Here is a 12,742-nt window from a genome sequence, read left to right as displayed (position 1 = left end):
CTCTGAAGCCTGCAGCTCTTCGGGATCATGCTCTAAAGGGAACGTGGCCATGCAGAGCATTCTCTACGAAGAACCGTCGTTTGGGCTCTTCCTGTTCGTGACATGTATCCTGGGCGGCTGGGCGGCATGGATGACGGGGCGGGCCTGCGCCCAGACGTGGCGCAGCTATGGTGTCTTTCTGCTTTACATGATCCCGCTCGGTATTGCCGTGCGGTTCATCCATCATGCGCTTTTCGGCGGAAGCATGCTGTCGCTGCACTATTATATCGTCGATACGATCGTGCTGATGATCATCGGGACGATAGGGTATCGTTACACACGCACCAACCAGATGGTGCGGCAGTATAGCTGGCTCTACGAAAAGGTTTCTCCGCTCTCGTGGAAGGAAAAGAAAGGTAACCTGGCATCCTGATCAGGTTCACTTGAGCAATCGCGCTGGTATTAAGCAATTCAGCGTGACAAGCGCCGGGAAATCGGCAAATGTGTTAACAGGCGATGCAGCTCGCATCGCGTGGGGTCTAAGAAGAATGGGAGTTATTCGCATGAAAAAGTCACTGTTTTCCGGCGTTGCACTCGCTGCGATGCTTGCCTGCGGCGGTAGCGCCTGGGCCGATGTCCTCTTCGGGGTCGGCGCTCCGATCACCGGTCCCAACGCCGTTTACGGCGCTCAGATCAGAAGGGGAGCCGAAGAGGCTATCAAGGAGATCAATGCCGCAGGCGGCATCAACGGTGAGCAGATCACCATCACGGTCGGCGACGACGTCTCCGATCCGAAGCAGGGCATCTCGGTCGCCAATAAATTCGCTGCCGACGGTGTGCAGTTCGTCATCGGCCACTTCAACTCCGGCGTGTCGATCCCGGCTTCCGACGTCTATGCCGAAAACGGCATTCTCCAGGTGACGCCCGCTTCGACGAACCCCGTCTTCACCGAGCGCGGTCTGTGGAACACCTTCCGCACCTGCGGCCGTGACGACCAGCAGGGCACCATCGCCGGCAAATTTATCGCCGAGAATTTCAAGGACGCCAAGATCGCCGTCATTCACGACAAGACGCCTTATGGTCAGGGCCTTGCCGACGAAACCAAGAAGGCGCTCAACGAAGCCGACATCAAGGAAGTGATGTATGAAGGCGTGAATGTCGGCGAGAAGGATTTTTCCGCCCTCATCGCCAAGATGAAGCAGAGCGGCGTCACCGTTCTCTATTGGGGCGGCCTGCACACTGAAGCCGGCCTGATCATGCGCCAGCTCGCCGACCAGGGCCTGAAGGTGCAGTTCATCTCCGGTGACGGCATCGTCTCCAACGAGCTTGCCTCGATCGCCGGCGACGCCGTTGCCGGAACGCTCAACACCTTCGGTCCTGATCCGCGCAACAACCCGGACAATGCCGAGCTGGTGAAGAAGTTCCGCGACGCCGGTTTCGAGCCGGAAGCCTATACGCTCTATTCCTACGCCGCCGCTCAGGCGATCGCCGCCGCCGCCAATGCCGCCGGATCCAACGATCCGCAGGAAGTGGCGACCGCGATGAAGGAAAAGGGCCCATTCAAGACCGTTCTCGGCGATATCTCCTTCGACGAGAAGGGCGATCCCAAGCTTCCCGGCTACGTCATGTACGAATGGAAGAAGGGCGAGGACGGTAAGTACACCTACATCCAGCAGTAAGCCGACTTACAAGACCACAGAGATGCCCGGCCTTTGCGCCGGGCATTTTTGTTTTTGCTCGCGGGTTTCAACACAGCGTTTGCGCTGCAGCATTTTGCGGGGTAAGCATTGGACCGGGTCCAGTTAGAACCGGTATCCGTCCAAGCCTATAACGATAAAAAGAGGACGGCGCATCGGTTTCATCAAACCGGAACCGCTCGACTATTTTGCTGGCCTAGAGCAGAATGCAATTGAATTAGGCGTCCCGCTCTAAGCCTTTGTTTTGGCCGCATGATCTTATCCGAGAAGTCGGCAACTTTTCGGGATCATGCTCCAGCAGCTTGGGAGACCTGCCTTGCCGATCAAGAAGATCCTCGTCGCCAACCGATCCGAAATCGCCATCCGCGTCTTCCGCGCGGCCAACGAGCTCGGCATGAAAACGGTCGCCATATGGGCGGAAGAGGACAAACTTGCCCTGCATCGCTTCAAGGCTGATGAGAGCTATCAGGTCGGGCGCGGCCCGCATCTGCCGCGCGATCTGGGACCGATCGAAAGCTATCTCTCGATCGATGAGGTCATCCGGGTCGCTAAACTCTCCGGCGCGGACGCGATCCACCCCGGCTATGGGCTGCTTTCAGAGAGTCCCGAGTTTGCCGAGGCCTGCGCGGAAAACGGCATCATCTTCATCGGGCCGAAGGCGGAGACGATGCGCCGGCTCGGCAACAAGGTGGCCGCGCGCAATCTCGCCATCGAGATCGGCGTTCCCGTGGTGCCGGCGACCGAGCCGCTTCCCGACGATATGGATCAAGTCAAGGCGATGGCCGAGAAGATCGGCTATCCGCTCATGCTGAAGGCTTCCTGGGGCGGCGGCGGCCGCGGCATGCGCGTCATCCGCTCGGCCAATGACATCGTCAAGGAGGTGACCGAGGCGAAGCGCGAGGCGAAGGCGGCGTTCGGCAAGGATGAGGTCTATCTGGAAAAGCTGGTCGAGCGCGCCCGGCATGTGGAAGTGCAGGTTCTTGGAGACACGCATGGCAATGCCGTCCATCTCTTCGAGCGCGACTGCTCGATCCAGCGGCGCAACCAGAAGGTCGTGGAGCGGGCACCGGCGCCTTATCTCGACGACAGCCAGCGCAAGGAACTGGCCGCTCACGCCCTGAAGATCGCGCATGCGACGGATTATATTGGCGCGGGGACGGTCGAGTTCCTGATGGACGCCGACACCGGCGCTTTCTATTTCATCGAGGTCAATCCGCGCATCCAGGTCGAGCACACCGTGACCGAGGAGGTGACGGGCATCGATATCGTCAAGGCGCAGATCCATATCCTGGAAGGGGCAGCCATCGGCACGCCGGCCTCAGGCGTCCCGGCGCAGGCGGACATCCGCTTGAACGGCCATGCCCTGCAGTGCCGCATCACCACAGAAGACCCCGAGCAGAATTTCATCCCGGATTACGGCCGCATCACCGCCTATCGCGGCGCCACCGGCTTCGGCATCCGGCTCGATGGCGGCACCGCTTATTCGGGCGCGGTGATCACCCGTTTCTATGATCCCTTGCTCGAAAAAGTGACGGCATGGGCGCCGACGCCGGAAGAGACGATCGACAGGATGCACCGGGCGCTGCGCGAGTTCCGCATCCGCGGCGTTGCGACGAACTTGACCTTCCTCGAGGCGATCATCACGCATCCGCAATTCCGCGCGAATGCCTATACGACGAAGTTCATCGACAACACGCCGGAGCTCTTCGAGCATGTGAAGCGGCAGGACCGCGCCACCAAGCTCTTGACCTATCTGGCCGATGTGACGGTGAACGGCCATCCCGAGACCAAGGGCCGCGCCCGGCCGCCGGCGGATGCCGCACTGCCGCAGGTGCCCTATGCCGGCGAAGTAAAAATCGCCAACGGCACCAAGCAGCGGCTTGATGCGCTTGGACCTGAGAAGTTCGCCGAGTGGATGCGTAACGAAAAGCGCGTTCTGATCACCGACACGACGATGCGCGATGGGCACCAGTCGCTGCTCGCTACGCGGATGCGCACCTATGATATCGCGCAGATCGCCGGCACTTATGCCCGCGTGCTGCCCGATCTCTTCTCGCTGGAATGCTGGGGCGGCGCCACATTCGACGTGTCGATGCGGTTCCTGACCGAAGACCCGTGGGAGCGGCTGGCGCTCATCCGCGAAGCTGCGCCGAATATCCTGCTGCAGATGCTCCTGCGCGGAGCGAACGGCGTCGGCTACAAGAGCTATCCCGACAATGTGGTCAAATATTTCGTGCGGGAGGCGGCGCGCGGCGGCATCGATCTCTTCCGGGTGTTCGACAGTTTGAACTGGGTCGAGAACATGCGCGTCTCGATGGACGCCGTTCTGGAGGAGGACAAACTCTGCGAGGCGGCGATCTGCTATACGGGCGATATCCTCAACGCTGCCCGTCCGAAATATGACCTGAAATATTATGTCGAACTCGCCAGGGAGGTCGAGAAGGCTGGTGCGCATATCATCGCCGTCAAGGACATGGCGGGGCTGTTGAAGCCGGCGGCGGCGAAGGTTCTGTTCAAGGCGCTGCGCGAGGCGACCGATCTGCCGATCCATTTCCACACCCACGATACATCAGGCATTTCGGCGGCCACCGTACTCGCCGCGGTGGAGGCGGATGTCGATGCGGTCGATGCGGCAATGGATGCGCTCTCCGGCAACACCTCGCAGCCTTGCCTCGGTTCGATCGTCGAGGCGCTCTCCGGCACCGAGCGCGATCCCGGCCTCGATCCCGTCTGGATCCGCAAGATCTCCTTCTACTGGGAGGCGGTGCGCACCCAATATGCAGCCTTCGAGAGCGATCTGAAGGGGCCGGCATCGGAGGTCTATCTCCATGAGATGCCGGGCGGCCAGTTCACCAATCTCAAGGAGCAGGCACGCTCGCTGGGGCTGGAGACCCGCTGGCATCAGGTGGCGCAGGCCTATGCCGATGTGAACCGCATGTTCGGCGATATCGTCAAGGTCACGCCGTCCTCCAAGGTCGTCGGCGACATGGCGCTGATGATGGTCAGCCAGGACCTGACCGTCGCCGATGTGGAGAACCCGGAGAAGGACATAGCCTTCCCGGATTCGGTCGTCTCGATGATGCGCGGCGATCTTGGCCAGCCGCCATCGGGCTGGCCGGAGGCCTTGCAGAAGAAGGTGCTCAAGGGCGAGAAGCCATTCACGGTCAGGCCGGGCTCATTGCTCGCCCCCGCCGATCTCGACAAGGAGCGCAAGGAGATCGAGGAGAAGCTCGGGCGCAAGATCAGCGACCAGGAGTTCGCCTCCTATCTGATGTATCCCAAGGTCTTCACCGATTATGCACTCGCTTGTGAAACCTACGGCCCGACGAGTGTGCTGCCGACGCCGGTCTATTTCTACGGACTCGCGCAGGAGGAGGAGGTCTTCGTCGATCTCGAGCGCGGCAAGACGCTGGTCGTCCGCAACCAGGCGATGAGCGATACCGACGAGAAGGGCATGGTCACCGTGTTCTTCGAGCTGAACGGCCAACCGCGCCGCGTCAAGGTGCCGGATCGGGCGCATGGCGCGACGGGCAACGGGACCAGGCGCAAGGCGGAGCCCGGAAACGACAATCAGGTCGGCGCGCCAATGCCCGGAATCATCTCGACCATTGCCGTTGCGGCAGGCCAGCCGGTGAAGGCCGGCGACGTGCTTGTCTCCATCGAGGCCATGAAGATGGAAACCGCCATCCACGCGGAGAAAGATGGCGTGATCGCGGAAGTGCTGGTCCGCGCCGGGGACCAGATCGACGCGAAGGATCTGCTGATCGTCTACGGGTGAAACTGGCGAACCGCAACAGCGCTTGCCAGGCGCATCGGATGCAGGTATGAACAACATGCATAAACGTGCACAAACATGCATGATTGAAGAGATTACCCATGAATGCATCCGATTTTCTGGTCCAGGAGCGGCAGGTCCGCATCCGCGAGAAGCTGGCGACATCCGGTCGAGTGCTGGCGGGCGATCTGGCGCTTGAATTTTCGGTTTCGGAAGACACGATCCGGCGTGATCTGAGGGAAATGGCGGCCGCCGGCCTTTGCCGGCGGGTCTATGGCGGCGCATTGGCGCCGGTTCCACCGACGGCGCCTTTTATGGAACGCGCCGCGGAGCAGCCGGAGCGCAAGCACTCACTCGCTCGTGCCGCCGTGCAATTCATCGAGCAGGGGATGCTCGTGTTCCTCGACGCATCCTCGACAAATCTGGCGATTGCGCGGGAGATTTCGTCCATCTCGGGCATTACGGTCGCAACCAATGCGCCGCTCATCGCTTCGGCTTTGATGGATAAGGTTGATCTCATCCTCATCGGCGGTACGGTCGACCGGCGGGTTGGCGCGGCGGTCGGCGGCAAGGCGTTGAGCGATGTGGCGCTGTTGCGGCCTGATCTCTGCATCCTCGGCGCCTGCGGGGTCGAGGCGCAAGCCGGCATCACGGCGTTCCATCTGGAGGATGCCGAGTTAAAGCGGGTGATCGCGCGGCGCAGTCGCTCTGTCATGACGACGGCAACGGCGGAGAAGCTGGGCACGGCCGCGCCGCATGACGTGATCGCGATGGCGGAATGTGGCAGGCTCGTCGTTGAACAGGATACGGCAGCCGAGACAATCAGGGATATCGAGGCGCTAGGCGTCGAAGTCATTTTTGCCGCATGATCTTGCCCGAAAAGTCTGCAACTTTTTGCTGACGCTGACCTTCGGTTCGGGATCATGCGCTGGGCCGTGAAAGTTTAACGGAGAAGAGAATGGAAATGCGCGTGGACATGCCGCGAGCCGAAACGGGCCGGTCCGGCTACCTGCCGAAGGAGCGGCTGGCCGTATGGCTGCTCTTCCTCATGAACGGCTTCATGGTCGGAAACTGGGCGCCGAAAATACCGGAATTCGCCGAGCGGCTTGATCTGAGCAAGGGCGAGTTGGGGCTGATGATCCTCGTCTTCGGCATCGGGTCGCTGGTGATGATGCCGGTGGCGGGAATGCAGATCGCGCGGCTCGGCGGGGCGCGGGTTTCCAAAATAACGGCAGTTCTGCTGCTGCCCTCCATTCTGGCGCTGACATTCACGCAGAACGTGCCGGCCGCCGCGGTGGCGCTCTTTCTCTTCGGCGGTTTCGTCGGCGGCATGGATGTCGCCATGAACGCCAATGCGGTGGCGGTGGAGCGGAAGATGCGCCGCGCCATCATGTCTTCCTGCCACGCCTTCTGGAGCCTGGGCGGCCTCATCGGCGCGGGCATCGGGGGCTATCTCATCGAGCATCTCGGCACGACAGTGCATGCGGCGGTTGCGACCGTGATGGCAGTCGTCATGCTGGCCATAGCCTGGCCGATGGTTCATGCCGACCGCCCGGTGCATCATGCGGATACGCCGACGCGCTTCCGCCTGCCATTGCAGCCGCTGCCCTGGCTGGTAGGGTTGATGGCGTTGTTTTCGATGGTGCCGGAAGGCGCGGTGCTCGACTGGAGTGCGCTCTATCTCATGCAGGATCTGGGGGCGACGACCAGTATTGCCGGCCTCGGCTTCGCCGCTTTCTCGCTCACCATGGCGGTGATGCGCTTTGCGGGCGATCTGGTGCGCGACAGGCTCGGCGCCGTGCTGACGCTCCGGCTTTGCACCGTGACGGCGATCATCGGCATGCTGGCTGCCAGCTTCGCGCCCGATCCGCTGATGGTCATTGTCGGCTTCGCGCTCTGCGGGATCGGCATTTCCAACATGGTGCCGATCGCCTTCTCGATCGCCGGCAATCTGCCGGGGATGGCGCCGGGCGTCGGCCTGTCGATCGCCACGACGCTCGGCTATTCCGGCATCCTGTTCGCGCCATCGACCATCGGTTTCATAGCCGAGCATACGGGCTTTTCTGCCGTATTCGCCACACTGCCGCTGCTTCTGGCTGTCGTTCTGGCGCTGTCAGGACTGGCGCGCTATGCAGATGCAGGCGCGCATGAAGAGGCGGTTACCCAGGACGCGTGAGGCATTGCGCCCTTATTCCGCGGTCCAGCCGCCATCGACCGACAGCGTCGTACCGTTGATCTGCGCCGCATTGTCGGTGCAGAGAAAGGCGGCGAGGGCACCGATCTGCTCGGTGGTGACGAACTGCTTGGTCGGTTGCTTATCGAGCATCACTTCGCGGATCACCGTCTCCCGGTCCATATTGTGGGTCTTCATCTGATCGGGGATCTGGGCTTCGACGAGCGGCGTCAGCACATAGCCGGGACAGATGGCGTTGCTGGTGATCTTCTGTTCGGCCAACTCCAACGCCACCGCCTTGGTGAAGCCGACGATCCCGTGCTTGGCGGCCACATATGCCGATTTGAACGGGGAGGCGCGCAGGCCGTGAGCGGAGGCGATATTGATGATGCGGCCCCATCCGGCCGCCCTCATCAGGGGCACGGCAGCGGCGACGGTGTGGAAGGCCGAGGTGAGATTGATGGCGATGATCGCATCCCATTTCTCGACCGGGAATTCCTCGACGGACGCGACATGCTGGATGCCGGCATTGTTGACGAGGATATCGACGCTGCCGAAGGTGGAAGCCGTGTTTGCGACGAGGGTGCGGCATTCCTCCGGTTTGCTCATGTCGGCCTTGATATAGAGGGCTTTGACGCCATGTTCCTTGCCGATGAGCTCGGCAAGGGCGTGATCCTCGTCACGATCGGTGAAGGAATTGATCACGATATCGTGGCCGCCGGCGGCGAGCGCGTGGGCGATGCCGAGGCCGATGCCGGAATTGGAGCCCGTGATTATGGCGGTCTTGCGTGCAGTCATCTTGTCGCCGTCCTCCCTTGTGCCCGGCGTCATCGGTTTTTCATCTTACCGGGCAGTCATGTTGCAGCGCATAATGCTGGGGTGACGGTTTCTCGGCAAGATGTTAAAGCTTGAATATAAAATTGCCATCAACGGGAATGACCGGGAGTTGACAGATCGCCTCGTCTCCTCCACCTCAAGGCATGCCCATCGACGAATGCAGCACAATGGCAACTGAGACACCAAGCTATTTCTCTCATCCCTTCGACCGCCGCGCTTCTGTCGGCGTCGATGTCGGCGGCGTCATGGTCGGCGCCGGCGCGCCCGTGGTCGTGCAATCGATGACCAATACGGATACCGCCGACGTGGATGCAACGGTGGCGCAAGTCGCCGCGCTCCATCGCGCGGGCTCGGAGATCGTCCGCATCACGGTCGACCGCGACGAGGCGGCGGCGGCTGTGCCGAGGATCCGCGAGCGGCTGGACAGGCTGGGGCATGACGTGCCGCTCGTCGGCGATTTTCATTATATCGGCCATAAGCTCTTGGCGGACCATCCGGCCTGCGCGACGGCGCTGGCGAAATACCGCATCAACCCCGGTAATGTCGGCTTCAAGGACAAGAAGGACAAGCAGTTCGCCGATATCATCGAGATGGCGATCCGGCATGACAAGCCGGTCAGGATCGGCGTCAATTGGGGGTCGCTCGACCAGGAATTGCTGACTACGCTGATGGACCGCAACCAGGCGGAAGGCTCCAAGCTGACGGCACAAGAGGTGATGCGCGAGGCAATCGTGCAGTCGGCACTGATCTCCGCGACGCTTGCGGAGGAAATCGGCCTGCCGCGCTCGAAGATCATCCTATCGGCGAAGGTCAGCCAGGTGCAGGATCTGATCGCCGTCTATACGATGCTGGCACAACGCTCCGATCATGCGTTGCATCTCGGCCTCACCGAAGCCGGCATGGGCAGCAAGGGCATCGTCGCGTCCTCCGCCGCGATGGGCATTCTTTTGCAGCAGGGGATCGGCGATACGATCCGCATTTCGCTGACGCCGGAGCCGGGCGGCGACCGCACGCGCGAGGTGCAGGTGGCGCAGGAGCTGTTGCAGACCATGGGCTTCCGGCAGTTCGTGCCCATCGTTGCGGCCTGCCCTGGCTGCGGGCGGACGACCTCGACCGTGTTCCAGGAACTGGCGCAGACAATCCAGAACGATATCCGCGCCAATATGCCGGTGTGGCGGGAGAAATATCCCGGCGTCGAGGCGCTGCAGGTGGCGGTGATGGGCTGCATCGTCAACGGGCCTGGCGAATCGAAGCATGCCGATATCGGCATCTCGTTGCCGGGAACGGGCGAGACGCCATCGGCTCCCGTCTTCATCGACGGTAAGAAGGTGACGACGCTGCGCGGCCCCGGCATCGCCCAGGAATTCCAGAAGATGGTGGCCGATTATATCGAGAATCGGTTTGGGATGGGCCGGGAGAAACAGGCTTCGGTGGGGTGATTTCAGGGTCGGTGCAGAGGGGGATTGACCGCTGGCGCGAAACGCCCCCCTCTGTCCTGCCGGACGTTCGTCGCTCGTCGAGAGCTACAAGGCCCGCGTGGCGGCCTGCGGCGTTGTCCGAAGGGTCGCAGCCCAGAAGCCGAGCGTGAAAAGGCTGATGCCGGCGCCAAGCAGGCAGACGCCGTTCCAGCCGGCATGGGCATAGACCCATGTGGAGACGGCGGAGCCGCCGGCGCTGCCGATTGAGTAGAAGACCATATAGGCAGCGGTCAGCCGATTCTGCGCTTCCGGGCGCACGCGGTAGATCATGGCCTGATTGGTGACATGCACCGCCTGCAGGCCGAAATCGATGACCAGCACCCCGGCAATCAGCCACCAAAGCGAAGTCCCCAGCAGGGCGATCGGCCCCCAGGCGAGAAGCATCATGAGAAGCGCGATGCCCGTCATGTGTTGAGCGTAACCGCGATCGGCAATACCGCCGGCCCGTGAGGCAGCCAGTGCGCCCGCCGCGCCGGCGAGGCCAAAGAGGCCGATCTGCGCGTGGCTCAATTCAAACGGCGGGGCGCTCAACGGCATCACCAGCGGCGCAAGCAGCGTGGTGATGTTAGCGAAGATCAGCATGGCGATGATGGCGCGGATGCGCAGCACCGGCTCCTCGCCGAATAGGGTTGCCAGCGACAGGATCAGCGCCGGATAGGAGAGGCCGGCGGGCTGGCGGGTCTGGCGAGGCAGGCTGCGCCAGAGCGCCAGGCCGATCAGCAGGGTGAGGACGGCCGAACTCAAATAGACACTGCGCCAGCCACTCACATCCGTCAGCGCACCCGCCACGGCGCGGGCCAGCAATATGCCAAGCACGATGCCACTGGTCACGATGCCGACCACATGGCCGCGCCGCGCCGGCTCGGCGAGGCTTGCAGCATAGGCGACAAGCGCCTGGGTGACGACCGCGAGCAGGCCCATCACACCCATGGAGACGAGCAGCAAGGCTGAATTTGCGGCAAACCCGATGGACAGGAGAGCGATGGCCGACAGGAGGAAATGGCCGACGATCAGCTTGCGCCGGTCGAAAAGATCGCCGAGCGGCACCAGAAAGACGAGGCCGAGCGCGTAGCCGACCTGGCTCGCGGCGACGATCAGCCCCGCCGTGGCGCGCGACAGGCCGAGATCGTCGGCCATCACGTCGAGCAGCGGATGGGCGAAATAGACATTCGCCACCGCAAGGCCGCCGGCCATCGCGAAGAGCAGGAGCGTGGCGGAAGAGAGCACCGGACGCACGTCAGGGTTCGCGGACGGCATCGCCGCCGCGTCGGATGAAGCAGACATGAGGAACTCCGCAGCTTGGTTTTAAAATGAAACCATTTTGCTTGTAGCGAAAAAGGTTTTATATTGCAACCATAATTCAGGAGAAAGCCGAATGGTCCGCAAGAAGAGTCTGAAGGGGGATTATTGCCCGAGCGCGCGGTCGCTGGATGTCATCGGCGACTGGTGGTCGCTTCTGATCGTGCGCGAGGCCTTTGACGGGGTGAAGCGGTTCAGCGCCTTTCAGAAAAATCTCGGCATCGCCCGCAACATTCTGGCGGATCGTCTGCGCAAGCTAACGGGCGAGGGTATCCTGCAGGCAGTGCCTGATCCGAAGGGCGGCGCGCATCAGGAATACAGGCTCACGCCCAAGGGGCGCGATCTGCTGCCGGTGATCGTCGCTCTGCGCCAATGGGGCGAGAAACATCTCTTCGCGCCCGACGAGCCGCATTCCCGTCTCGTGGACAGTCTCACGGGGCTAGATGTGGCGCCGCTCGACGTGCGGGCGCAGGATGGACGCCTGCTTTCCGCCGACAATGTGATCATCGTCAAGGTGCGGGAAGAGGATGCCTGACTAGCTCTGCCTGTCCGCGATGAAGCGCGCCGCCTGCTTCAGGAGCGCCGCATCGGCGCCGAAAGGCTCGAGCAGCATCTCGGCCTGCTCGACAAGACCCTGCAGCTGTTTCTTCGTCCATTCCACCCCGTGCAGCGAGACCAGCGTCGCCTTGCCGGCCGCCGCATCCTTGCCCGTCGCCTTGCCCATGGCCGCCGCGTCTGAGGTGACGTCGAGCAGGTCGTCCGCAAGCTGGAAGGCGAGGCCGATCGCCGCGCCATATTCGGCCAGGCGCTCGCGGTCCTCCGGTGTGGCATTGCCGATGATGGCTCCGGCCTCGCAGGCAAAACGGATAAGCGCGCCCGTCTTCATCGCCTGCAGGGTGATGATACCAGCCTCGTCCGGCTTGCGGGTTTCGGCGGCGAGATCGAGCACCTGTCCGCCCGCCATGCCGCCGTGCCCGGCTGCGCGGGCGAGCGCTGCGACGAGCTTCGTCCGCGTCGAGGCCGGGAGCTCCGTCTCATCGCTGGCGACGATCTCAAACGCATAGGTGAGCAGGCTGTCGCCCGCCAGGATGGCGGCCGCCTCGTCGAAAGCCCTGTGCACGGTCGGCTGGCCGCGCCTGACATCGTCATTGTCCATGGCCGGCAGGTCGTCATGCACCAGCGAATAGCAGTGGATGCACTCCAGTGCGGCTGCGACACGCAGTGCGGGCTCCTTGTCGGCGGCAAAAAGCGCTGCGCTTTCCATCACCAGGAAGGGGCGGAGCCGCTTGCCGCCATTCAAAACGCCGTGGCGCATCGCCGCCATGAGGCGGTCCGGACGCACGATCTCGCCATTGCGCACACGGTCGTCGAGGAGCTTCTCCAACGCCGCTTCCACGGAGCGGGCGCGGATCGCCAGGGCGGTCTCGAAATCGGGGCGGAGAATATCGGTCACCATGAATTCGGCATGGACGAAAGCCACGCGCCGGTCAACTGGTCCGTATTG

General features: G+C 62.5%; 10 protein-coding genes. 7 read left to right on the top strand and 3 right to left on the bottom strand.

Going from position 1 to position 12,742, the window contains the following annotated elements:
* The first annotated feature begins 49 nt into the window (after positions 1–49).
* The 5 genes from ATN84_RS18065 (at position 50) to ATN84_RS18045 (ending at position 7,627) form a co-directional block, all read left to right on the top strand.
* Positions 50–412, top strand: a complete 363-nt coding sequence (locus tag ATN84_RS18065) for a DUF6867 family protein (RefSeq protein WP_068883213.1) — start codon at positions 50–52, stop codon at positions 410–412.
* 130 nt (positions 413–542) lie between these two features.
* Positions 543–1,658 (top strand): branched-chain amino acid ABC transporter substrate-binding protein, encoded by a 1,116-nt coding sequence (locus ATN84_RS18060; protein WP_068883211.1) that lies wholly within the window; start codon positions 543–545, stop codon positions 1,656–1,658.
* A gap of 307 nt (positions 1,659–1,965) precedes the next feature.
* Positions 1,966–5,454, top strand: a complete 3,489-nt coding sequence (pyc, locus tag ATN84_RS18055; RefSeq protein WP_201026399.1) for a pyruvate carboxylase — start codon at positions 1,966–1,968, stop codon at positions 5,452–5,454.
* A 98-nt stretch (positions 5,455–5,552) separates the two neighbouring features.
* Positions 5,553–6,320, top strand: coding sequence for a DeoR/GlpR family DNA-binding transcription regulator (locus ATN84_RS18050; RefSeq protein ID WP_068883206.1), 768 nt, complete (start codon positions 5,553–5,555; stop codon positions 6,318–6,320).
* 89 nt (positions 6,321–6,409) lie between these two features.
* Positions 6,410–7,627, top strand: coding sequence for an MFS transporter (locus ATN84_RS18045; protein ID WP_068883204.1), 1,218 nt, complete (start codon positions 6,410–6,412; stop codon positions 7,625–7,627).
* Positions 7,628–7,639: 12 nt separating this feature from the next.
* On the opposite strand, the gene ATN84_RS18040 is transcribed toward ATN84_RS18045, so the two are convergent.
* Positions 7,640–8,422, bottom strand: coding sequence for a 3-hydroxybutyrate dehydrogenase (locus tag ATN84_RS18040; RefSeq protein ID WP_068883573.1), 783 nt, complete (start codon positions 8,420–8,422; stop codon positions 7,640–7,642).
* A gap of 206 nt (positions 8,423–8,628) precedes the next feature.
* Here ATN84_RS18040 and ispG point away from each other — a divergent pair, with 206 nt between their 5' ends.
* A complete protein-coding gene (gene ispG / locus ATN84_RS18035) occupies positions 8,629–9,900 on the top strand; it encodes a flavodoxin-dependent (E)-4-hydroxy-3-methylbut-2-enyl-diphosphate synthase (protein WP_068883570.1) in 1,272 nt (423 codons plus the stop codon).
* Positions 9,901–9,984: 84 nt separating this feature from the next.
* Here the strand turns inward: ispG and ATN84_RS18030 are convergent, their stop codons facing one another.
* Complete coding sequence (locus tag ATN84_RS18030) at positions 9,985–11,223, bottom strand: MFS transporter (RefSeq protein WP_068883202.1); 1,239 nt, start codon at positions 11,221–11,223, stop codon at positions 9,985–9,987.
* Positions 11,224–11,314: 91 nt separating this feature from the next.
* Between ATN84_RS18030 and ATN84_RS18025 the strand changes: the two genes are divergently transcribed.
* Positions 11,315–11,773 carry a winged helix-turn-helix transcriptional regulator gene (locus ATN84_RS18025; protein ID WP_068883200.1) on the top strand — a complete coding sequence of 153 codons (459 nt, stop codon included), beginning with the start codon at positions 11,315–11,317 and terminating at the stop codon, positions 11,771–11,773.
* On the opposite strand, the gene ATN84_RS18020 is transcribed toward ATN84_RS18025, so the two are convergent.
* Positions 11,774–12,694: a polyprenyl synthetase family protein gene (locus tag ATN84_RS18020; protein ID WP_068883568.1), complete on the bottom strand. Its 921-nt coding sequence runs from the start codon at positions 12,692–12,694 to the stop codon at positions 11,774–11,776.
* Positions 12,695–12,742 lie beyond the last annotated feature (48 nt).

The sequence above is a fragment of the Paramesorhizobium deserti genome, assembly GCF_001558695.1.
Lineage (GTDB): Bacteria > Pseudomonadota > Alphaproteobacteria > Rhizobiales > Rhizobiaceae > Paramesorhizobium > Paramesorhizobium deserti.
Note: the sequence above shows the minus strand (reverse complement) of the source record. Positions and strands in the feature narration are given on the sequence as shown.

What these genes read in the sequence shown, in the direction of transcription:
- pyc (WP_201026399.1), top strand. Translation starts at nt 1,966, where the DNA reads ATGCTCCAGCAGCTTGGGAGACCTGCCTTGCCGATCAAGAAGATCCTC.
- ATN84_RS18030 (WP_068883202.1), bottom strand. Translation starts at nt 11,223, where the DNA reads ATGTCTGCTTCATCCGACGCGGCGGCGATGCCGTCCGCGAACCCTGAC.
- ATN84_RS18020 (WP_068883568.1), bottom strand. Translation starts at nt 12,694, where the DNA reads ATGGTGACCGATATTCTCCGCCCCGATTTCGAGACCGCCCTGGCGATC.
- ATN84_RS18065 (WP_068883213.1), top strand. Translation starts at nt 50, where the DNA reads ATGCAGAGCATTCTCTACGAAGAACCGTCGTTTGGGCTCTTCCTGTTC.
- ATN84_RS18040 (WP_068883573.1), bottom strand. Translation starts at nt 8,422, where the DNA reads ATGACTGCACGCAAGACCGCCATAATCACGGGCTCCAATTCCGGCATC.
- ATN84_RS18050 (WP_068883206.1), top strand. Translation starts at nt 5,553, where the DNA reads ATGAATGCATCCGATTTTCTGGTCCAGGAGCGGCAGGTCCGCATCCGC.
- ispG (WP_068883570.1), top strand. Translation starts at nt 8,629, where the DNA reads ATGGCAACTGAGACACCAAGCTATTTCTCTCATCCCTTCGACCGCCGC.
- ATN84_RS18045 (WP_068883204.1), top strand. Translation starts at nt 6,410, where the DNA reads ATGGAAATGCGCGTGGACATGCCGCGAGCCGAAACGGGCCGGTCCGGC.
- ATN84_RS18025 (WP_068883200.1), top strand. Translation starts at nt 11,315, where the DNA reads ATGGTCCGCAAGAAGAGTCTGAAGGGGGATTATTGCCCGAGCGCGCGG.
- ATN84_RS18060 (WP_068883211.1), top strand. Translation starts at nt 543, where the DNA reads ATGAAAAAGTCACTGTTTTCCGGCGTTGCACTCGCTGCGATGCTTGCC.